The sequence below is a fragment of the Enterobacter sp. GER_MD16_1505_Eko_090 genome, assembly GCF_003331015.1.
GTDB lineage: Bacteria > Pseudomonadota > Gammaproteobacteria > Enterobacterales > Enterobacteriaceae > Enterobacter > Enterobacter roggenkampii.
This window is the reverse complement of sequence record NZ_PUQF01000024.1, coordinates 13,304-33,001: the sequence shown is the minus strand read 5'-3', so window position 1 is coordinate 33,001 and position 19,698 is coordinate 13,304. Positions and strand designations below refer to the sequence as shown.

Below are 19,698 nucleotides of genomic sequence, written 5' to 3'. Positions count from 1 at the left end.
TCATTAACAGGAAACGAACATGAGCGACAAACTGACTGAAAAGACCGTAAAACTGGATACCCCCATCATGCGCGGTAAAGCTGAAATTACCGAGATTGTGCTGCGCAAGCCGCAGTCAGGCGCACTGCGTGGCACCCGTCTGCAGGCCATTATGGATATGGACGTGGGCGCGATGATGACTGTGATCCCGCGTATCTCCACCCCGACGCTGACCGCGCAGGAAATGGCAGAGCTGGACCCTGCCGATCTGACAGCAATGGCTGTAGAGGTGGTGACTTTTTTGTTGCCGAAGTCGGTGCTTGCCGATTTGCCGACAACCTGACGGTTGATGACCTGGTGGCAGACATTGCCACCATCTTTCACTGGTCGCCGTCCATCACTGACGTTATGCCGCTGACTGATGTGCTGGAGTGGCGGCATAAGGCAATTCAGCGAAGCGGGGCCAGCGATGAGTGATAATAACCTGCGACTGCAGGTAGTTTTGGGGGCGGTGGATAAGTTGACCCGCCCATTTAAAAATGCACAGGCTGGCTCTAAGGAGCTGGCATCAGCTATTCGACAAACCCGCGAACAGATTAAAAAGCTGAGTGATGCTGGAGGTCAGCTTAAATCCTTCGACCAGCTAACTCAGAGTGTTAGCCGTACTGGTGCCGAACTGGATCAGGCGAGGCTACGCGCTCAAATGATGACGCGCGAAATGTCATCTTTGGAATCCCCGACAAAAAAACAAACGCAGGCGCTTGAAGCTCAGTGGCGTGCTGTTTCTCGTCTTGAACAAAAACAGCAACAGGAAACTCGCCAAATGGCGGCAGCCAGGGCTGAGCTTTATCGGCTGGGGTTATCGGCTGGGGGCGGAGCGCGCGAGACGGCGCGGATTGCAAGGGAAACTGAGCGGTATAACCGACAATTAGCTGAACAAGAGCGCAGGCTGCGTGAAGTTGGCGAGCGTCAGCGAAAGCTCAACGCTATCAAAGCCAAGGCAGAAAAGACCCGCGAGTTAAGGAACTCTCTGGCAGGTAATGGTGCAGGGGCGATGGCGGCTGGGGTAACTACTGGCATGACGTTGTTGGCTCCAGTAAAAGCCTATTCAGAATCAGAAAATGCAGCGAATCAGCTCGCCGGTTCAATGATGGGACCGGGCGGAAAGGTAGCGCCTGAATTTGAAAAAATTAACCGGCTTGCAGTTGCTTTGGGCGATAAGCTGCCGGGAACAACAGCCGACTTTCAGAACATGATGACTATGCTACGCCGTCAGGGTATGTCGGCGCAGGTCATCCTGGGCGGCTTGGGAGAGTCAGCAGCTTATCTTGGCGTGCAGTTACAGATGGCTCCCACTGCAGCAGCTGAGTTTGCGGCTAAGTTACAAGATGCTACTCAGACCTCCGAAAAAGACATGATGAATCTGATGGACGTGATCCAGAAAGGATTCTACGCGGGGGTGGACTCAGAGAATATGCTGCAGGGTTTCTCAAAAATCAGCAGCGCGATGGACATTATTCATAAAAAGGGGCTGGACGCGGCTAAGACATTTGCCCCTCTTCTGGTGATGGCTGATCAGGCGAGCATGGCGGGAGAGTCTGCTGGTAATGCCTACCGCAAGATTTTTCAGGCTACCCTGAACAATAAAAAGATTGCAAAGGCAAACGACGCGCTGGCAGGAACGGGGATAAAGCTAAGTTTTCAGAATAATAAGGGGCAGTTTGCTGGCCTGGAAAACCTGTATGCGCAGTTGGAGAAGCTGAGAAAAATTACTGACGATGGCAAGAGACAGTCCGTTATTAATACCCTTTTTGGTGATGATGCTGAAACCCTTCAGGCTCTGAACATCATGATCAATAAAGGGATTGAGGGATACAGAGAAACGGCGGCTAAACTTGAAAACCAGGCATCACTACGTGAACGCGTAGATGCATCCCTGAATACCCTCGGCAACAAATGGGAAGCCGCGACAGGCTCCTTTACAAATGCGATGGCGAGTATCGGTGAAACCGTTGCCCCGGCATTAAAAAAGCTGGCTGACTGGCTGGGGGAACTGGCGTCAGGTCTGGATGGCTTTGTTAAGCGACACCCGCAATTGACTTCTGTGTTGTTTAAGCTGGCGGCGGGATTTGCCGTTGTTGCGACTGCTACGGGCGCGCTTTCTCTGGCTCTGGCCTCAGTGCTGGGGCCGGTTGCCCTCGTAAGAGTGAGTGCAGGTGTGCTGGGGCTGAAATTTTCATCAGCATTCGGGCTGATTGGAAAGGCCATCGGGGCCGTGGGGCAGGGGATCGTGTGGCTGGGGCGTCTGATGTTCGCAAACCCCATTCTGGCGGTGATCGGGCTGATTGCCATGGGAGCCATCTACATCTGGCAGAACTGGGACACGCTCGGGCCGAAGTTCAAAGCGATGTGGGATGCGGTCTGTAGCGCCACGGGCGCTGCATGGGAATGGATTAAAGAAAAAGCCAGCGCAGCATGGGAAGGTATCAAATCCCTGTTTTTCAATTACACCCTGCCGGGCTTGATTGCCAAAAACTGGGACGCCATTAAGGCCGGAGTGTCTGAGGCATGGGCCAGTGTCAGGCAGGCCATCAGTGATAAATGGAATTCGATCCTGGCTGATGTTGCCGCGCTTCCTGCGAAGTTTCAGGACATGGGCAGCGCCATTATTGACAGTATTCTCAATGGGATTAATGCCAAATGGGAGACTCTTAAAAGCAAGCTTTCCTCAGTCACCGATTATCTGCCTGACTGGATGACCGGAAATGATAAAACACAAGGCAAAGCACAGGTGCAGGTGGTTGGTGGAGCAGCGGCTGCTGCGGTTCCGTTTGCCGGAATGTATGACAATGGCGGCACGATCCCGCGTGGTCAGTTTGGCATCGTTGGGGAGAACGGCCCAGAAATTGTGAACGGTCCCGCAAATGTTACCAGCAGACGGCGCACTGCCGCGCTGGCTTCCGTCGTTGCAGGTGTTATGGGCGTAGCGGCAGCGCCTGCGGAGGCTGCACCTCTGCATCCGTACAGCTTGCCGGCAATGGCATACAAACAAAGTCAACCTGCGAAATCTGCCAGCGTACCGCCAGTGATCCGTTATGAGATTAATGCGCCCATTCATATCACTGCCCAGCCAGGGCAGAGTGCGCAGGATATTGCCCGCGAAGTCGCGCGGCAGCTTGACGAGCGCGAGCGCAAAGCCAGGGCTAAAGCGCGCAGTAGTTTCAGTGATCAAGGGGGATATGATTCATGATGATGGTGCTGGGGTTATATGTCTTCATGCTGCGTACAGTGCCGTATCAGGAGCTGCAGTATCAGCGAAGCTGGCGACACGCCGCCAACAGCCGGGTGAACCGCCGACCATCAACGCAGTTTCTTGGCCCGGATAATGACTCGCTGACGTTATCTGGCGTATTGCTGCCGGAAGTCACCGGGGGCAGGCTCTCATTGCTCGCGCTGGAGCAAATGGCAGAGCTGGGCAAAGCATGGCCCCTGATTGAGGGAAGCGGGACCATTTACGGCATGTTTGTGATCGAGAGCCTGAGTCAGACAAAAACGGAATTTTTTGAAAGCGGAATGCCTCGCCGTATTGAGTTTACGCTGACCCTGAAAAGGGTTGATGAGTCGCTGTCTGATATGTTCGGCAGTCTCAGCGATCAGCTTAGTAACCTGCAGGACTCTGCAACGTCTGCGATAGGTAATATTAAAAATACGGTTGGAGGGTTGCTGCAGTGAATTTTAGCTCTGATCTTTTTGACCTGAACGGCAAAAGACCGGCTTTCAGTATCACCATTGAAGGTAAGGATGTGACCACCGCGCTGGACGCGCGCCTTATGAGACTGACGCTGACCGATAACCGGGGTTTTGAGGCTGACCAGCTTGATCTGGAGCTGGACGACGCCGACGGGCAGATAGTTCTGCCGCGACGTGGTGCCGTTATTCAGCTGGCGCTGGGATGGAAGGGCCAGCCGCTTTTCCCAAAAGGGGCATTCACGGTGGATGAGATTGAGCACAGCGGTGCTCCTGATCGTCTGACTCTCCGTGCCCGTAGCGCTGATTTCCGTGAAACCCTCAATACCCGGCGCGAAAAGTCATGGCACCAGACAACCGTTGGCGATGTGGTAACGGAAATCGCAGCACGGCATAACCTCAAAATGGCGTTGGGTAAAGACCTGACGGACAAGGCGCTGGATCACATGGACCAGACCAATGAAAGCGATGCCAGTTTCCTGATGAAGTTGGCGCGCCAGTATGGGGCGATTGCTTCCGTTAAGGATGGAAACCTGCTGTTTATCAGGCAGGGACAGGGAAGAACGGCGAGCGGTAAGCTGTTGCCGGTTATCACCATTGAACGTAAAGCCGGTGACGGTCATCGTTTTACCCTGGCTGATCGTGGTGCTTATACCGGTGTAATTGCCAGTTGGCTGCATACCCGCGAACCCAAGAAAAAAGAAACAACCCGGGTTAAGCGCCGCCGGAAGAAAACCACCACACCCAAAGAGCCGGAAGCAAAACAGGGTGATTATCTGGTGGGAACGGATGAAAACGTGCTGGTTCTTAACCGTACTTACGCAAATCGCAGCAATGCTGAGCGTGCGGCAAAAATGCAGTGGGAGCGTCTGCAACGTGGTGTTGCGTCTTTCTCCCTGCAGCTCGCAGAGGGGCGGGCAGATCTCTACACCGAAATGCCAGTAAAGGTGAGCGGCTTTAAGCAGCCTATCGACGATGCCGAATGGACCATTACAACGTTAACGCATACGGTCAGCCCGGATAATGGTTTTACTACCAGTCTGGAGCTGGAGGTCAAAATTGATGATTTAGAAATGGAATAAATAAGTTCTCAATATTGATTCTTTGTGTATCATTATTGAGATTTTAATGGTGGCGGAGAATAAAAAAATGATGAATTGCCCAAAGTGTGGACATGCGGCACACACCCGGAGCAGCTTTCAGGTTACTGATAGCACGAAGGAGCGTTACTGCCAGTGCCAGAACATTAATTGCGGCAGCACATTTGTCACCCATGAAACGGTAGTGAGGTTTATCGTTACGCCGACAATAATTAACAATGCCCCACCACACCCTACGCCGGGTGGTCAAGGGCACATGAATTTTTAAATCAAGAACCTGCTGCGGCAGGTTTTTTATGCGTCAGGAATTTCACCCGTTTCTATAAAATGCACAAAACTTTCCTCATCAATGACGATCGTTCCCTTCATACGTGCAGCATTTACTTTGGAAGGGCCAGCATTGTATCCACAACAGAGCATCTGCAGATTTTGAGTAACTGAACTTCTTACGGTCAGGCTGTGCGCCTCGGCAACTTCAATCAAACGCTCTTTATCTGCCTTTTTGAAACCTGTAAAGCAGACATCAAAAGTGAGGGGTTTGGGCTTAATTATTTTGGTTAAATGGAGGTAGTTCTCAGGGAGGAAAGATTGGCAGGACTGTTGAGCCTCATCTGCTGATGAGAATTCCTGAATGATTCTATCCTTACGAAATGTCCTAATCGAATGAGTTGATTGGCATATCCCCTGAATGTGGCTATCGCTGTGGCTAATATTACTTATCGAATGTGCACCAATGCGTGCATTAGCATTGATGTAAACAAAATGCATTTCTTCCATGTGAATCACCTTTATTACATAAACGGCTACAGACGTTGATGAACGGTGGGCAAAGTGGCTGCCGCCATTTTGCCGCCACTACAAATTAAAAAGGGGCTACGTTTTCACGTAACCCCTTGTTTTATTTGGTGGAGCTGGCGGGAGTTGAACCCGCGTCCGAAATTTCTACATCCTCGGTACTACATGCTTAGTTTGTCTTTACATTCGCACGCCAGCTGCGGACAGACACGCCACTAACGAACTAGCCTGATTAGTTTTAACGCTTCAACCCCAGGCAGGGCTTCCACGCGATCTCTTTTGGGTTTGACCTCTCTTTGATCCCCGTCTTAAGAGCGGAAGCTAGGGAGAGAGGGCTCAGAGCAGGTTATTAAGCTGCTAAAGCGTAGTTTTCGTCGTTTGCGACTATTTTTTTGCGGCTTTTAACGAGGCAAACCGCCCCTCGGCATGCACCTTGGGTTTCGCAAATCCCGTCGAATCCAGAATCAGCCCCAATAGTGTTGAACTGAGTATACCAGATTTCACTTCCTGGATACCAGCCCGGAACGCTAACTTATTGAATAGTACAATAAGTGTGCAGAATCAACGTCCTGCGTTTTTCATAATGCGCGCTTTGTCCAGCTGCCACTCGCGCTCTTTCAGGTCAGTACGTTTGTCGTGCTGTTTTTTACCCTTCGCGACGCCAACTTTCACTTTGCACCAGGCGTTTTTCCAGTACAGCGACAGGGCGACCACAGTGAAACCTTCACGGTTGATGCGTCCGTAGAGGGATTCCAGCTCACGCTTGTTCAGCAGCAATTTGCGCGTGCGCGTTGGGTCACACACGTAGTGTGAAGAGGCGACGGTCAGCGGCGTAAAATTCGCGCCGAACAGGAAGGCTTCGCCATCTTTCAGGATGACGTAGCTATCGCCGATGTTGGCTTTCCCGGCGCGCAGCGATTTTACTTCCCATCCCTGCAACGCAAGGCCAGCTTCGAATTCTTCTTCAATGAAATACTCGTGGCGAGCACGCTTGTTGAGCGCAATGGTCGCCGAGCCTGGTTTATGTGCTTTTTTCTTCGTCATAAGTGTCGTAAAGCCGTCGGTAATCTGATTTCAAAAAGTCACCTCATTGCGTCCTGTGAGGTCTAACGCGCTATCTTAGCACGAGATGAGGCTTAGCGTTTTTTTAACAGGTGATAAATGTTATTATTTGTCCGTTGTGTGACCATGGGAAATGCTATGCCTCAGATTAGCCGTACTGCGCTTGTGCCTTACAGCGCGGAACAAATGTATCAGTTAGTGAACGATGTTCAGTCTTATCCAGAATTTATTCCGGGATGCACCGGGAGCCGCGTTCTGGAATCCGGCCCGACGCAGATGACCGCGGCGGTGGATGTCTCCAAAGCGGGGATCAGCAAGACGTTCACCACCCGCAATACGCTGACGAGCAATCAGAGCATTTTGATGCATCTGGTGGATGGTCCGTTCAAGACCCTGATGGGAGGCTGGAAGTTTACGCCGCTGAGCGCTGACGCCTGCCGCATTGAGTTCCATCTGGACTTCGAGTTTACCAATAAGCTGATTGAGCTGGCGTTTGGCCGCATCTTTAAAGAGCTGGCATCGAATATGGTTCAGGCGTTCACCACCCGCGCCAAAGAGGTTTACAGTGTCGCATAAGATTGCTGTAGAAGTGGTTTATGCGCTGCCGGAGAAGCAGTATCTACAGCGCGTGACGCTGGAGGAGGGGGCGACCGTTGAGGCGGCCATCCGTGCTTCCGGCATCCTCGAACTTCGCAGCGATATCGACCTGGCGAAGAACAAGGTCGGGATTTACAGCCGTCCGGTGAAGCTGGGCGATGTGCTGAAAGAGGGCGACCGGGTGGAGATTTATCGTCCGCTGATTGCCGACCCGAAAGAGCTGCGTCGTCAGCGCGCGGAGAAGGCCAGTAAGTAGCGCTTTCTTCTCCGGTGGCGCTGCGCTTACCGGGGCTACGATTCTTCGTAAGAACTCAGATACAAAAAAGGTGCTCAATGAGCACCTTTTTGCATTTCTGACACCGGATTATTTAGTCAGGGCAGGCTTGTTGTCGATGTTGGTCAACACACCGGCGCTGCTGAAGGTCAGCGTCAGGGTCTGCTGGGTCGCATCTTCATGGCCCGGCTTCTGGCGGAATACATAGAACCAGGTGTTAGTGCCGAACGGATCGGACATCATCGGGGTTCCCAGTGCATAAGCGACCTGCTGTTGTGTCATCCCCACGCGGATTTTGGACACATCGTTAGGGGTAAGGTAGTTCCCCTGGTTGATGTCAGGACGGTAAACCACTTTCTCCAGAGTGGAACAGCCTGCGGTCAACATCAGAAGAACCGCTGCGGCAGCGGTCAGCATTTTACAACGCATAGTGATTTGATTCCTTTTCGGGCCCGAGCAGAACGCGGCTCATATGTAATATGCCGATGATAATAGACCTTGCCCCACTTTGAAACCGGTCTGGCGGCGTTTTTGTTGTTCTGTATGACCCTGAGATCCCGAAAAAGTTTATGCCGCCAGCAGTTCTTTCGCGTTCGCGAGTGTGTTACGCGTGACTTCGCTGCCGCCGAGCAGGCGTGCCAGCTCCTGCAGACGCGCACGTTTATCCAGCGGCTTCATGTGCGTTTCGGTCATTTCGCCGTCGGTTTCTTTGCTGACGATAAAGTGATGATGGCCACAGCCCGCGACCTGCGGCAGGTGGGTGACACACATCACCTGCGTTGATTCGCCGAGCTGGCGCAGCAGTTTACCCACCACCGCCGCCGTCGGACCGCTGATGCCGACATCCACTTCATCGAAAATCAGCGCCGGGGTGTCCATTTTACGCGCGGTGATCACCTGAATCGCCAGCGCAATACGCGACAGTTCACCGCCTGAGGCCACTTTGGAGATCGCCTGCAGCGGCTGCCCGGGGTTGGTGGTGACGCGGAATTCGATACGATCTGCACCTTCCGCCGTCAGGTGGTTCTCTTCAAAGCGAACGTCAATGGTGAAGACGCCGTGCGGCATCGCCAGCGTGTGCATGCTGTCGGTAATGTGCTGGCTTAACTCCTGAGCATAGTGCTGACGAATTTCATGCAGCTTTTGCGCTGTCGCCAGCGCCTGTTCATGGTGCAGAGTCACCGCCAGAGAGAGGGTCTCCTGCGAGTCAGCCTGATCGTCAAGCTGCTGCTGCTCGTCCAGCAGAGACTGATAGTAGCCCGGCAGCTCTTCCGGCGTAACGTGGTGCTTGCGCGCCAGCGAGATCTGACGGGAGATACGCTGCTCCAGCTCAAAAAGACGGTTCGGGTCGAGATCCAGACGCTCACAGTAGTGGCGAAGTTCGTCACCGGCTTCAGAGATCTGAATGGCCGCCTCTTCCAGCATATCCAGGACGCCAGACAGTTTGCTGTCCATGCCGACCAGTTCGGTAAGCAGCTGACGGACGTTATACAGCTGGCTCTGAAGGTTCACGTCTTCGCCATCCGCCAGCAGGTTGAGCGCATTCTGGCTGGTTGAGAGCAAGTGACCGCTGTTCGCCAGGCGCTTGTACTCTTCGTCGATTTGCTCAAACTCACCCGGCTGCGGGTTGAATTCGTTCAGCTCTTTGAGCTGGTATTCCAGCAGCTCCGCACGGGCGGCGCGCTCCTGGCTTTGCTGCTGGTGTTGCGCGAGCTCGCGGCAGCTCTGATGCCACTGGCGATAGTGCTCTGCCATAAGCTGAGTAAGCGCGTACTCACCCGCATAACCATCCAGCAGCGCTTTCTGCTGTTCGGGTTTGACGAGTTGCTGATGCGCGTGCTGACCATGGATCTGGATAAGCAGCTGGCCGAGTTCACGGAGCTGGGAGAGCGGGACCGCTGTGCCGTTGATAAAGCCGCGTGAGCGACCGTCGCTGCTAATAACGCGGCGAAGTAAACACTCACGTCCATCTTCAAGCTGGTTCTGTTCCAGCCAGCGCTGGGCGGCAGGGGTGTCTTTCAGGGAGAAACGGGCGCACAGGTCGGCACGGTTTGCGCCCATGCGCACCATGTCGCCCTCGGCGCGGCCGCCAAGGCACAAGCCGAGGGCATCAATGGCAATGGATTTACCCGCACCGGTTTCCCCGGTGATCGCCGTCATGCCGCTGTGGAAATCGATCTCAAGCTCACGAACAATGGCAAAGTTGCTGATGGTCAGTTGTGCCAGCATAATTGTTTTCCTGTATGAAAAACCATAACTGTGTTTTCATACAGTATAAACTGGTTTTATATACAGTAAAGTCCTGGATGCAAAATCAGAACAATTTTTTTGACCAGCCAAGCTTCGAGCTTAATGTGTTGAAATAGCTGTAATCTTTAGGATGTATCAAATTCAGGTGGTAATCACACCGGCGAATAAGCACATCTTCACCTTCCTGGATAGGCAGCGCTATCTGGCTGTCGCAGCTGATCTCCAGGTCGTTACGGCGGTGCGAGAAGCGCAGACGGATCGTGCTGTCGCCGTTGATCACCAGCGGGCGGGCGGAGAGCGTGTGCGGGAACATTGGCACCAGGGTAATGGCATCCAATGAGGGCGTCAGGATCGGGCCGCCGGCAGAAAGCGAGTAGGCGGTTGAGCCGGTCGGTGTCGAGATAATCAGCCCGTCGGAACGCTGAGAGAAGGCAAAGATTTCGTCGATATAGACTTCGAACTCAATCATGTGCGCCACTTTGCCAGGGTGAAGGACAACCTCGTTAATGGCGGTGCTGATGCGTTTCTGGCAGTCCTGCTGGCACACCTGCGCTTCCAGTAAAAAGCGTTTTTCACTGATATAGTGGCCTTCCAGCACGTCGGCCAGCTGCTGCTGCGCATTGTCCGGGTCGAGGTCGGTTAAAAAACCGAGATTGCCACGGTTGATGCCGATGACCTTGATGTCATAACGCGCCAGCGTGCGGGCCGCGCCGAGCATGTTGCCGTCGCCGCCCACCACCACGGCGAGATCGGCCTGTTGGCCAATTTCCGCCAGCGTGCCGGTTTTGACGCTCTTCAGCTGCAGTTCCTGGGCAATCTGCTGCTCGACCATCACTTCATAGCCTTTGCTACACAACCAGCGATACAACATTTCATGTGTCGTTAGTGCGGTAGGGTGACGCGGATGCCCGACGATCCCAATACACCTGAAATGATTATTCATTTTCTGGAGGTCCTTGTGCCTGATGAATGATGACAATCTGTCTTGTTCCCTTGAATCCCGGAAACTGATCCCCATAATAAGCGAAGTTAGCGAGATGAATGCAGAAAAACGCGGAGAAATTCATGAGTAGTAAAGAACAGAAAACGCCTGAGGGGCAAGCCCCTGAAGAAATTATCACGGAACAGCACGATGAAGTTGAGGCTGTAGAGCCAGACGCATCTGCTGAGCAGGTGGACCCGCGCGATGAAAAAATTGCGAATCTGGAAGCCCAGCTGGTAGAAGCACAGAATCGCGAACGCGACAGTGTTCTGCGCATCAAGGCGGAAATGGAAAACCTGCGTCGTCGTACCGAGCAGGACGTTGAGAAGGCGCACAAGTTCGCGCTGGAGAAATTCGTCAACGAACTGCTGCCGGTGATCGATAGCCTCGATCGCGCGCTGGAAGTGGCTGACAAAGCGAATCCGGACAACGCGGCGATGATCGAAGGTATCGAACTGACGCTGAAATCCATGCTCGACGTGGTGCGTAAGTTTGGCGTGGAAGTGATTGCCGATACCGACGTTCCGCTGGATCCAAACGTTCACCAGGCCATTGCGATGGTTGAATCTGAAGAGATTGAAGCCGGTAAAGTGCTGGGCGTGATGCAGAAAGGCTATACCCTGAACGGCCGTACCATCCGCGCTGCGATGGTGACCGTGGCGAAAGCGAAAGCGTAATTCGCTATCCGTAGTGCCGGGTAGCGGCGTTCGCCTTACCCGGCCTACAACCTTACTCCGCGATACTTTCGCGCAGGGGTTTAACGGGCAGGACTTTCACCTGCTTGATCATATTGTCCTGCACGTCCAGGATATCAATATCGTACTGCTCAATGCGCACCCGCGTGCCCGCGGCCGGGATCTCTTCCAGCGCTTCCAGAATCATTCCGTTAATGGTGCGAGCCTCATCCTCCGGCAAATGCCAGTTAAAGGCTTTGTTGAGTTCACGAATGTTTGCGCTTCCGTCAATCAGCACCGATCCGTCGTTTTGCGGGGTGACCTCTTCCGCGAGGGAAGGCGACATGGAGGTGGTAAAGTCCCCGACAATCTCTTCCAGAATATCTTCGACCGTCACCAGCCCCTGGATATCGCCGTACTCATTGACCACCAGGCCGACTTTCTTCTTGTTGCGCTGGAATTTCACCAGCTGCGTGCTGAGCGGCGTTCCTTCCGGCACGTAGTAAATCTCGTCGGCGGCGCGCAGCATCACCTCTTTGGTGAACTCTTTTTTCTCGGTCATCAGACGGTAGGCTTCGCGCACGCGCAGCATGCTGATGGCGTCATCCAGCGAGTCGCGGTACAGCACAATGCGCCCGTGCGGGGAGTGCGTCAGCTGGCGAACGATGGCTTTCCAGTCGTCATTGATGTCGATACCGACGATTTCGTTACGCGGCACCATGATGTCGTTCACGCTCACCTTTTCCAGATCGAGCACCGACAGGAGCATGTCCTGATTACGTCGGGAGATCTGCGAGCGGGATTCGTTCACGATGGTGCGAAGCTCCTCTTTGCTGAGCGCGCTGCTGATGGTGACGTCGGCTTTGATTCCCACCATCCGCATCAGAACGCGCGTCACCATGTTCAGCAGCCAGACCAGCGGCATCATCAGGATCTGCAGCGGTGCCAGCAGGAAGCTGCTCGGGTAGGCGACCTTCTCCGGGTAAAGCGCGGCGATGGTTTTCGGCAGCACTTCGGCAAACACCAGCACCACGAACGTCAGCACGCCGGTGGCAATCGCCACCCCGGCGTTGCCGTACAGGCGCATCCCGACGATGGTGCCGAGGGCAGAGGCCAGAATGTTGACGAGGTTGTTGCCGATGAGCACCAGGCTAATCAGGCGATCCGGCTTGCGGAGCAGTTTTTCAACGCGACGGGCGGCGCGGTTACCCTGTTTAGCACGATGACGTAACCGGTAGCGGTTCAGGGTCATCATGCCGGTTTCCGAGCCGGAGAAATAGGCGGAGATGACCACCATGACGATCAGGATAACGATCAGCGTGGTGGTTGAGATGTGTTCCAGGGGGAACTCCTTTGTTTCTTAGCCAGCAAATTGCTGTATGAAGCGGCTGCCAAAATAGGCAAGGGTGAGAATGCCCGCACCCGCGACGTTGAACCAGACCACGCGACGACCGCGCCAGCCTTCATGATAATGGCCCCATAACAGGACAATATAGACAAACCACGCGATGATGGAGAGCACCGCTTTATCGATATTCTCCACGCTGAACAGGTTCTTCATGTAAAACAGCCCGGTGCAGAGCGTGAGCGTCAGCAGCACCACGCCCACCTGGGTGATGTGGAACATCTTACGCTCAATCACCATCAGCGGCGGCATTTCATGGTTAAACGCCAGTTTTTTGTTTTTCAGCTGGTAGTCAATCCAGGCGAGCTGCATGGCATAAAGCGCGGCGATGATCAGCGTCGCGTAGGCAAAGAGCGACAGGCCGATATGCACCAGCATCCCCGGCGTCGCCTCCAGATGCGTAATGAACTCATTAGGCATAAAGGTGGCGAGGGCCAGATTGATCAGCGCGAAGGTGTAGACAATCGGCAGCAGCAGCCAGCCGCGATTTTTAGACGCGACGATGGTCATTACCGTACAGATCATCAGGCTGACCAGCGAGCCGACGTTCAGCACGCTCAGGTTTTGCACGCTGCCGTCGCCGGGGATAATGCGTGATTCCAGCGCAAAGGCGTGGCTAATCAGTGCGATCACCGCCGAAAGAATAGCCATGCGCCGCCAGCCGCTGTTTTTTTGCAGCAGTCCGGGAATAATCAGCGCGAGGCTGACAGAGTAGGCAACAAGGGCGATCAGTGCGAAAACAGGCATATAGGCATCGACAGTTGTCTTAATAAGAAAGAGAAGCAGTATAACGTTACGTGACGCCTGCTCCAACCGTTGCATAACAACAAAGGCGCCTTCATGTTATACTCCGGCAAAATTCTGTGTATGTGTCGCTCATGGCGGCCCAACGTTTCTACTCAGGCGAGAGACAATGTTTGATAATTTAACCGATCGTTTGTCGCGCACGCTGCGCAACATCAGCGGCCGCGGACGCCTTACTGAAGACAACATCAAGGAAACGCTGCGCGAAGTGCGCATGGCGCTGCTGGAAGCAGACGTCGCGTTGCCGGTTGTTCGTGATTTTATCAACCGCGTGAAAGAGAAGGCGGTTGGTCATGAAGTTAACAAGAGCCTGACCCCGGGTCAGGAGTTCGTCAAAATCGTTCGTAACGAACTGGTTTCGGCGATGGGCGAAGAGAACCAGGTGCTTAACCTGGCCGCTCAGCCACCGGCCGTGGTGCTTATGGCGGGCCTGCAGGGTGCGGGTAAAACCACCAGCGTCGGTAAGCTGGGTAAATTCCTGCGCGAAAAGCACAAGAAGAAAGTGCTGGTGGTCTCTGCGGACGTCTATCGCCCGGCGGCGATCAAGCAGCTGGAAACCCTGGCAGAGCAGGTCGGCGTGGATTTCTTCCCGTCCGACGTGGCGCAGAAGCCTGTCGATATCGTTAACGCCGCGCTTAAAGAGGCGAAGCTGAAGTTTTACGACGTGCTGCTGGTGGATACCGCCGGTCGTCTGCACGTTGACGAAGCGATGATGGACGAGATCAAGCAGGTGCATGCCTCTATCAACCCGGTAGAGACCCTGTTTGTCGTCGACGCCATGACCGGTCAGGATGCGGCGAATACCGCGAAAGCGTTTAACGAAGCGCTGCCGTTAACCGGCGTGGTGCTGACCAAAGTGGACGGTGACGCCCGCGGCGGTGCGGCCCTTTCGATTCGCCACATCACCGGCAAGCCGATCAAATTCCTCGGCGTGGGTGAGAAAACCGAAGCGCTGGAGCCGTTCCACCCGGATCGTATTGCCTCCCGTATTCTCGGCATGGGCGACGTGCTGTCGCTGATCGAAGATATCGAAAGCAAGGTTGACCGCGCGCAGGCCGAGAAGCTGGCCAGCAAGCTGAAAAAAGGTGACGGTTTCGATCTGACTGACTTCCTTGAGCAGCTGCGTCAGATGAAAAACATGGGCGGCATGGCCAGCCTGATGGGCAAACTGCCGGGCATGGGCCAGATCCCTGACAACGTGAAAGCGCAGATGGATGACAAGGTGCTGGTGCGTATGGAGGCGATCATCAACTCGATGACGCTGAAAGAGCGCGCTAACCCGGACATCATCAAAGGTTCCCGTAAACGCCGTATCGCAGCCGGTTGCGGCATGCAGGTGCAGGACGTTAACCGCCTTCTGAAACAGTTCGACGACATGCAGCGCATGATGAAGAAAATGAAGAAAGGCGGCATGGCGAAGATGATGCGCGGCATGAAAGGGATGATGCCTCCCGGTTTTCCAGGGCGTTAATCGCTTTTGAGATTGCTTTTTGCCCGAAAATGAGTAAAATTTTCGGGCTTTTAATATGACACCCGGGCTCCGTTCCTCGATGGGGCCCGGTTGTTTTATTCACACAAGAGGATGTTATGGTAACTATTCGTTTAGCACGTCACGGCGCTAAAAAGCGTCCGTTCTACCAGGTTGTTGTGACTGACAGCCGTAATGCACGCAACGGTCGCTTCATCGAGCGCGTTGGTTTCTTCAACCCACTGGCCGCTGGCGCAGAAGAAGAAACTCGTCTGGATCTGGATCGTATCGCTCACTGGGTTGGCCAGGGCGCTACTGTTTCCGATCGCGTTGCTACGCTGATCAAAGCAGCAAACAAAGCAGCTTAATCTGTCACGGTGGTCATGATGAGCAATAAAGCACCTGTTGAACCGATCGTATTGGGAAAAATGGGTTCTTGCTACGGTATCCGTGGTTGGCTCAGAGTGTTTTCCTCCACTGAAGACGCTGATAGCATTTTTAATTACCAGCCCTGGTTTATCCAGAAAGGCGGTAAGTGGGAAGAGGTCGAGCTGGAAAGCTGGCGTCACCACAATCAGGACATCATCATCAAGCTGAAAGGCGTTGACGATCGTGATGCCGCGAATGCGCTGACTAATTGTGAAATTGTCGTGGATTCGTCGCAGTTGCCACAGCTGGAAGAGGGCGACTACTACTGGAAAGACCTTATGGGTTGCCAGGTAGTCACTACTGAAGGCTACAGCCTGGGGAAAGTCATCGATATGATGGAAACCGGGTCAAATGACGTTCTCGTCATTAAGGCAAACCTGAAAGATGCATTTGGCATCAAGGAGCGGTTGGTCCCGTTCCTCGATGGACAGGTTATCAAGAAAGTCGATCTCACTACTCAAACCATTGAAGTAGATTGGGATCCTGGTTTTTAAATTCTCCGGATAAACGGTAAAAGACGGCGCTATGTGGATTGGCATAATTAGCCTGTTTCCTGAAATGTTCCGCGCGATTACCGATTACGGGGTAACTGGCCGGGCAGTAAAGAATGGCCTGCTGAGCATCCAGAGCTGGAGTCCGCGTGACTTTACTCATGACCGGCACCGTACCGTGGACGATCGTCCTTACGGCGGCGGACCGGGGATGCTAATGATGGTGCAACCCTTACGGGACGCCATTCACACAGCAAAAGCCGCGGCAGGTGAAGGCGCAAAGGTGATTTATCTGTCACCTCAGGGACGCAAGCTTGATCAAGCGGGCGTCAGCGAACTGGCGACGAATCAAAAACTGATTCTGGTCTGTGGTCGCTACGAAGGGATAGATGAGCGCGTAATTCAAACCGAGATTGACGAAGAATGGTCTATCGGCGATTACGTTCTCAGCGGTGGTGAGTTACCCGCAATGACGCTGATTGACTCCGTCGCCCGGTTCATTCCGGGAGTACTGGGCCATGAAGCTTCGGCAACGGAAGATTCCTTTGCCGATGGGTTGCTGGACTGTCCACACTATACCCGTCCTGAAGTGTTAGAAGGGATGGAAGTACCGGCAGTGTTACTGTCTGGAAACCATGCCGAGATACGTCGCTGGCGTTTGAAGCAGTCGCTGGGCCGAACCTGGCTTAGAAGACCTGAACTTCTGGAAAACCTGGCTCTGACTGAAGAGCAAGCAAAGTTGCTGGCCGAGTTCAAAACTGAACACGCGCAACAGCAGCATGAACATGATGGGAATGCGTAATACGCTCCCGAATATCAGTTTACCCAGGATAAGAGATTAAATTATGAGCAACATTATTAAGCAACTTGAACAAGAGCAGATGAAGCAGGACGTACCTTCCTTCCGTCCAGGTGACACCGTGGAAGTGAAAGTATGGGTTGTTGAAGGTTCCAAAAAACGTCTGCAGGCATTCGAGGGCGTGGTTATCGCTATTCGTAACCGCGGTCTGCACTCTGCATTCACTGTTCGTAAAATTTCCAACGGCGAAGGCGTTGAGCGTGTCTTCCAGACTCACTCTCCGGTAGTTGACAGCATTGCTGTTAAACGTCGTGGTGCTGTACGTAAAGCTAAACTGTACTACCTGCGTGAGCGTACTGGTAAGTCTGCTCGTATTAAAGAGCGTCTGAACTAAGATTCGCTTAAGCGACATCCTGTTAGAAAGGGCTGGCCGAAAGGCCGGCCCTTTTTTTATTCCATCGCACCTCTCGCGTTAACCCTTTCGTCATAAATCATTTACAATGCTTGCCTCTTGAATGGAGGGGAAGTGGATAACGTACTGCATCAGCATAGTTGGAAACGCGCAGCGGCATTGACCGCGCTGTTTGCGATCCTGCTGATCGTGGTAGCACCCCTTATCTCCGTCTCATTGCAGAAAGATCCCATGAGCGCCATGCCGGGCATGCATCATGACATGAGCATGATGTTGATGGACGAGCATCACGGCGATATGCCGCACACGATGCCTGTCGACCATGCGGAAGCGTGCGGCTACTGCGTGCTGTTAGCGCATGTCCCTGGCGTGATGCTGGCGCTCATCGTCCTGCTCAGCGTGGTGCTGCAGAGGCTTCGCGTTAAGCCGCCGCGTCAGGCGGTCAAGCACTGGCACTTCTTCCCCTGGCTTTACCCTGATACCCGCGCGCCGCCGCGGCAGTCTGCTTTTTCCCTTTAAAAATATCGATAACTTTTTGCCTTAAAAAGGAAAAGTATGACTACCTGCACCTCGCGCGCGGCATGGGGAAACCTGCTGCGTCGCCTTCATTTCTACGTTGGGCTGTTTGTCGGCCCGTTTATCTTCTTCGCCGCGCTGACCGGAACGCTGTACGTGGCGACCCCACAGCTGGAGAACGCGCTCTACCGGCACGCGCTCCACACAGATTCCGTGGGCGAGCCACATCCTCTGGCGGAACAAATCGCCGTGGCGGAAAAAACCGCTGGATCAGATTTACGTTTGCACGCCGTTCGTCCGGGGCTGGTTGAGGGCGAAACCACCCGCGTGATGTTCGCTGACCCGAAACTTGGGCCATCGGAGAACCGGGCTATCTTTATCGATCCGGTAAGCCTGACGGTGCTGGGAGATCTGACGGTATACGGCACCAGCGGGATTTTACCCCTGCGTCAGACCATTGATTACCTGCATACGTCCCTGATGCTGGGCGACATTGGGCGCCTTTACAGCGAGCTTGCGGCCTCGTGGATGTGGGTCGCCGCGCTGGGCGGTATTGCCCTGTGGTGTTATACCCGGCCCAAACGGCGGATCAACAATCGCTTCCAGAACCGGCGTCGGGTACACGTGACGCTGGGCTGGAGCCTGCTGGGTGGAATGCTGCTGTTCTCCGCAACCGGCCTGACCTGGTCCCAGTGGGCTGGCGGAAACGTGGATAAGCTGCGTGCAGAGATGAACTGGCTCACCCCGCAGGTGAACACGACGCTATCCGGCCAACACGGCCAACATGAGGTCATGGATGAACATGCCGAACACCGCGGTCATCACGGTGGAATGGTGATGCCGGAAATGGCGATGAATTTGACGCAGTTTGACGGCGTGTTAAGCGCGGCGCGTAACGCGGGTATTGATGCCAGCAAGCTGGAGATCCGCCCGGCGAAAACGATGGATCGCGCCTGGACCGTGACGGAAATCGATCGCAGCTGGCCGACCCAGGTGGACGCCGTGGCGGTTGATCCTCATACGATGCAGGTACTGGACAGGATCCGATTCGAGGATTTCCCGCTAATGGCAAAACTGACCCGCTGGGGCGTGGATTTCCATATGGGGATCTTATTCGGCCTGGCGAACCAGCTGCTGCTGCTGGCTTTCGGTCTTGCCCTTTGCGTGCTCATTATCTGGGGATACCGAATGTGGTGGATGCGTCATCCGGCGCAATCGGCAGTGAGTCCGGTACAGACGCTTTGCCAGAGCTGGCTTGCCTTGTCAGTGTGGGGAAGAGGCGTTACGGTGTTAATCAGCGTACTGTTGGGACTGGCATTGCCAGTGATGGGCGTGAGTCTGGCGCTGTTTGTTCTGGTGGACTGGCTGCGCTGGCGAGCGGCAACCAGGGTGACGCTCGCCGAATCCTCCGCTAAATAGCCTTATGGCGTGCTGATTACCACTGCGACGCGGCGGTTTTCAGCGCGCCCTTGTGAGGTACTGTTGCTCGCAACCGGGTATTTTTGACCTAATCCCCGCGTGGTGAGATTGCTGCGCGGGATATTTGCCCCCTTCGCCCAGGCATCGGCCACGGCGTTGGCGCGTTTTAACGAGAGCGCTTCGTTGTAGCTCTCTTCCCCGTAGTTATCTGTGTGACCGTCCATTCGCGCGTGGGTCAGGCCGGTTTCCGCCAGGCGAGAGGCCATGGACTGGATCTGCGTTTCACTCTCCGATCGCAGCCTGGCGTCATTTTTATCAAACAGGATGGTGTCCGACATCCCAAGCGACCAGTCACCGTTCAGTTCGTTAAAACCGTAAGACTTCATCGCCGCAATTTGCTCAGGAGTGAATTTGCCTTCCGGCGGCGACTGGCAGCCTGCCAGAACCAGTGAGGCCAGTACTAAGGGCGCGAAGTAACGTTTTAACATAGTGTAT

At 54.2% G+C, this 19,698-nt stretch carries 24 protein-coding genes and 1 other RNA gene; 16 read left to right on the top strand and 9 right to left on the bottom strand.

What is annotated here, in order from left to right:
• Positions 1-19 precede the first annotated feature (19 nt).
• The 6 genes from C6A40_RS21665 to C6A40_RS21640 all read left to right on the top strand — a co-directional run bounded on the left by C6A40_RS21665 (position 20) and on the right by C6A40_RS21640 (position 5,094).
• Positions 20-322, top strand: coding sequence for a phage tail assembly protein (locus tag C6A40_RS21665; RefSeq protein ID WP_001528658.1), 303 nt, complete (start codon positions 20-22; stop codon positions 320-322).
• A gap of 14 nt (positions 323-336) precedes the next feature.
• The gene (locus tag C6A40_RS21660; RefSeq protein ID WP_000763315.1) at positions 337-456 is read left to right on the top strand and encodes a GpE family phage tail protein; all 120 of its coding nucleotides are present in this window, start codon (positions 337-339) and stop codon (positions 454-456) included.
• Positions 449-3,229 (top strand): phage tail tape measure protein, encoded by a 2,781-nt coding sequence (locus C6A40_RS21655; protein WP_114191395.1) that lies wholly within the window; start codon positions 449-451, stop codon positions 3,227-3,229. Before C6A40_RS21660 ends, C6A40_RS21655 begins: the two co-directional genes overlap by 8 nt.
• Positions 3,226-3,711, top strand: a complete 486-nt coding sequence (locus C6A40_RS21650; RefSeq protein ID WP_013098780.1) for a phage tail protein — start codon at positions 3,226-3,228, stop codon at positions 3,709-3,711. Before C6A40_RS21655 ends, C6A40_RS21650 begins: the two co-directional genes overlap by 4 nt.
• Complete coding sequence (locus tag C6A40_RS21645; protein ID WP_114191394.1) at positions 3,708-4,808, top strand: phage late control D family protein; 1,101 nt, start codon at positions 3,708-3,710, stop codon at positions 4,806-4,808. The genes C6A40_RS21650 and C6A40_RS21645 overlap by 4 nt, the downstream gene beginning before the upstream one ends.
• Positions 4,809-4,875: 67 nt before the next feature.
• Positions 4,876-5,094: an ogr/Delta-like zinc finger family protein gene (locus C6A40_RS21640; RefSeq protein WP_023184674.1), complete on the top strand. Its 219-nt coding sequence runs from the start codon at positions 4,876-4,878 to the stop codon at positions 5,092-5,094.
• Positions 5,095-5,120: 26 nt separating this feature from the next.
• On the opposite strand, the gene C6A40_RS21635 is transcribed toward C6A40_RS21640, so the two are convergent.
• From C6A40_RS21635 to smpB, 3 genes are all read right to left on the bottom strand, one after another.
• On the bottom strand, positions 5,121-5,603 hold the full coding sequence (locus tag C6A40_RS21635; RefSeq protein ID WP_114191393.1) for a hypothetical protein: 483 nt from the start codon (positions 5,601-5,603) through the stop codon (positions 5,121-5,123).
• A gap of 126 nt (positions 5,604-5,729) precedes the next feature.
• Positions 5,730-6,093: a transfer-messenger RNA gene (ssrA, locus tag C6A40_RS21630) on the bottom strand.
• 89 nt (positions 6,094-6,182) lie between these two features.
• Positions 6,183-6,665, bottom strand: a complete 483-nt coding sequence (smpB, locus tag C6A40_RS21625) for an SsrA-binding protein SmpB (protein WP_008502505.1) — start codon at positions 6,663-6,665, stop codon at positions 6,183-6,185.
• Between the two features lie 156 nt (positions 6,666-6,821).
• On the opposite strand from smpB, the gene C6A40_RS21620 reads away from it, so the two are divergent.
• Positions 6,822-7,259 (top strand): type II toxin-antitoxin system RatA family toxin, encoded by a 438-nt coding sequence (locus tag C6A40_RS21620; RefSeq protein ID WP_014832955.1) that lies wholly within the window; start codon positions 6,822-6,824, stop codon positions 7,257-7,259.
• Positions 7,249-7,536, top strand: coding sequence for an RnfH family protein (locus C6A40_RS21615; protein ID WP_008502503.1), 288 nt, complete (start codon positions 7,249-7,251; stop codon positions 7,534-7,536). The genes C6A40_RS21620 and C6A40_RS21615 overlap by 11 nt, the downstream gene beginning before the upstream one ends.
• Positions 7,537-7,644: 108 nt before the next feature.
• Here the strand turns inward: C6A40_RS21615 and bamE are convergent, their stop codons facing one another.
• From bamE to nadK, 3 genes are all read right to left on the bottom strand, one after another.
• Entirely contained in the window at positions 7,645-7,983 is a 339-nt protein-coding gene (gene bamE / locus C6A40_RS21610) for an outer membrane protein assembly factor BamE (protein ID WP_008502502.1), read from the bottom strand.
• A gap of 138 nt (positions 7,984-8,121) precedes the next feature.
• Complete coding sequence (gene recN / locus C6A40_RS21600; RefSeq protein ID WP_045336583.1) at positions 8,122-9,783, bottom strand: DNA repair protein RecN; 1,662 nt, start codon at positions 9,781-9,783, stop codon at positions 8,122-8,124.
• A gap of 85 nt (positions 9,784-9,868) precedes the next feature.
• The gene (nadK, locus tag C6A40_RS21595; RefSeq protein WP_008502500.1) at positions 9,869-10,747 is read right to left on the bottom strand and encodes an NAD(+) kinase; all 879 of its coding nucleotides are present in this window, start codon (positions 10,745-10,747) and stop codon (positions 9,869-9,871) included.
• A 122-nt stretch (positions 10,748-10,869) separates the two neighbouring features.
• Here nadK and grpE point away from each other — a divergent pair, with 122 nt between their 5' ends.
• Positions 10,870-11,463 (top strand): nucleotide exchange factor GrpE, encoded by a 594-nt coding sequence (gene grpE / locus C6A40_RS21590; RefSeq protein ID WP_008502499.1) that lies wholly within the window; start codon positions 10,870-10,872, stop codon positions 11,461-11,463.
• 52 nt (positions 11,464-11,515) lie between these two features.
• On the opposite strand, the gene C6A40_RS21585 is transcribed toward grpE, so the two are convergent.
• Positions 11,516-12,802, bottom strand: coding sequence for an HlyC/CorC family transporter (locus C6A40_RS21585; protein WP_025759264.1), 1,287 nt, complete (start codon positions 12,800-12,802; stop codon positions 11,516-11,518).
• An 18-nt stretch (positions 12,803-12,820) separates the two neighbouring features.
• Positions 12,821-13,612 (bottom strand): cytochrome C assembly family protein, encoded by a 792-nt coding sequence (locus C6A40_RS21580; protein ID WP_032623031.1) that lies wholly within the window; start codon positions 13,610-13,612, stop codon positions 12,821-12,823.
• A 166-nt stretch (positions 13,613-13,778) separates the two neighbouring features.
• Between C6A40_RS21580 and ffh the strand changes: the two genes are divergently transcribed.
• The 7 genes from ffh to C6A40_RS21545 all read left to right on the top strand — a co-directional run bounded on the left by ffh (position 13,779) and on the right by C6A40_RS21545 (position 19,203).
• Complete coding sequence (gene ffh, locus C6A40_RS21575; RefSeq protein ID WP_008502496.1) at positions 13,779-15,140, top strand: signal recognition particle protein; 1,362 nt, start codon at positions 13,779-13,781, stop codon at positions 15,138-15,140.
• A gap of 116 nt (positions 15,141-15,256) precedes the next feature.
• Positions 15,257-15,505: a 30S ribosomal protein S16 gene (gene rpsP, locus C6A40_RS21570; RefSeq protein WP_003863133.1), complete on the top strand. Its 249-nt coding sequence runs from the start codon at positions 15,257-15,259 to the stop codon at positions 15,503-15,505.
• A gap of 15 nt (positions 15,506-15,520) precedes the next feature.
• Complete coding sequence (gene rimM / locus C6A40_RS21565) at positions 15,521-16,060, top strand: ribosome maturation factor RimM (RefSeq protein ID WP_021241995.1); 540 nt, start codon at positions 15,521-15,523, stop codon at positions 16,058-16,060.
• Positions 16,061-16,091: 31 nt separating this feature from the next.
• A complete protein-coding gene (gene trmD, locus C6A40_RS21560) occupies positions 16,092-16,859 on the top strand; it encodes a tRNA (guanosine(37)-N1)-methyltransferase TrmD (protein ID WP_008502493.1) in 768 nt (255 codons plus the stop codon).
• A 43-nt stretch (positions 16,860-16,902) separates the two neighbouring features.
• Positions 16,903-17,250 (top strand): 50S ribosomal protein L19, encoded by a 348-nt coding sequence (gene rplS, locus C6A40_RS21555; RefSeq protein ID WP_002914145.1) that lies wholly within the window; start codon positions 16,903-16,905, stop codon positions 17,248-17,250.
• A 132-nt stretch (positions 17,251-17,382) separates the two neighbouring features.
• Positions 17,383-17,787 carry a DUF2946 domain-containing protein gene (locus C6A40_RS21550; protein ID WP_023325900.1) on the top strand — a complete coding sequence of 135 codons (405 nt, stop codon included), beginning with the start codon at positions 17,383-17,385 and terminating at the stop codon, positions 17,785-17,787.
• Between the two features lie 36 nt (positions 17,788-17,823).
• Complete coding sequence (locus C6A40_RS21545) at positions 17,824-19,203, top strand: PepSY-associated TM helix domain-containing protein (protein ID WP_114191392.1); 1,380 nt, start codon at positions 17,824-17,826, stop codon at positions 19,201-19,203.
• Between the two features lie 2 nt (positions 19,204-19,205).
• On the opposite strand, the gene C6A40_RS21540 is transcribed toward C6A40_RS21545, so the two are convergent.
• Entirely contained in the window at positions 19,206-19,691 is a 486-nt protein-coding gene (locus C6A40_RS21540) for an OmpA family protein (protein ID WP_008502478.1), read from the bottom strand.
• Between the last annotated feature and the right edge of the window lie 7 nt (positions 19,692-19,698).

Coding starts and splice junctions, on each gene's coding strand:
- C6A40_RS21650 (WP_013098780.1), top strand. CDS start 3,226: ATGATGATGGTGCTGGGGTTATATGTCTTCATGCTGCGTACAGTGCCG.
- rimM (WP_021241995.1), top strand. CDS start 15,521: ATGATGAGCAATAAAGCACCTGTTGAACCGATCGTATTGGGAAAAATG.
- trmD (WP_008502493.1), top strand. CDS start 16,092: ATGTGGATTGGCATAATTAGCCTGTTTCCTGAAATGTTCCGCGCGATT.
- rpsP (WP_003863133.1), top strand. CDS start 15,257: ATGGTAACTATTCGTTTAGCACGTCACGGCGCTAAAAAGCGTCCGTTC.
- C6A40_RS21635 (WP_114191393.1), bottom strand. CDS start 5,603: ATGGAAGAAATGCATTTTGTTTACATCAATGCTAATGCACGCATTGGT.
- bamE (WP_008502502.1), bottom strand. CDS start 7,983: ATGCGTTGTAAAATGCTGACCGCTGCCGCAGCGGTTCTTCTGATGTTG.
- recN (WP_045336583.1), bottom strand. CDS start 9,783: ATGCTGGCACAACTGACCATCAGCAACTTTGCCATTGTTCGTGAGCTT.
- C6A40_RS21540 (WP_008502478.1), bottom strand. CDS start 19,691: ATGTTAAAACGTTACTTCGCGCCCTTAGTACTGGCCTCACTGGTTCTG.
- C6A40_RS21655 (WP_114191395.1), top strand. CDS start 449: ATGAGTGATAATAACCTGCGACTGCAGGTAGTTTTGGGGGCGGTGGAT.
- C6A40_RS21545 (WP_114191392.1), top strand. CDS start 17,824: ATGACTACCTGCACCTCGCGCGCGGCATGGGGAAACCTGCTGCGTCGC.
- C6A40_RS21640 (WP_023184674.1), top strand. CDS start 4,876: ATGATGAATTGCCCAAAGTGTGGACATGCGGCACACACCCGGAGCAGC.
- nadK (WP_008502500.1), bottom strand. CDS start 10,747: ATGAATAATCATTTCAGGTGTATTGGGATCGTCGGGCATCCGCGTCAC.
- C6A40_RS21580 (WP_032623031.1), bottom strand. CDS start 13,612: ATGCCTGTTTTCGCACTGATCGCCCTTGTTGCCTACTCTGTCAGCCTC.
- ffh (WP_008502496.1), top strand. CDS start 13,779: ATGTTTGATAATTTAACCGATCGTTTGTCGCGCACGCTGCGCAACATC.
- rplS (WP_002914145.1), top strand. CDS start 16,903: ATGAGCAACATTATTAAGCAACTTGAACAAGAGCAGATGAAGCAGGAC.
- grpE (WP_008502499.1), top strand. CDS start 10,870: ATGAGTAGTAAAGAACAGAAAACGCCTGAGGGGCAAGCCCCTGAAGAA.
- C6A40_RS21665 (WP_001528658.1), top strand. CDS start 20: ATGAGCGACAAACTGACTGAAAAGACCGTAAAACTGGATACCCCCATC.
- smpB (WP_008502505.1), bottom strand. CDS start 6,665: ATGACGAAGAAAAAAGCACATAAACCAGGCTCGGCGACCATTGCGCTC.
- C6A40_RS21620 (WP_014832955.1), top strand. CDS start 6,822: ATGCCTCAGATTAGCCGTACTGCGCTTGTGCCTTACAGCGCGGAACAA.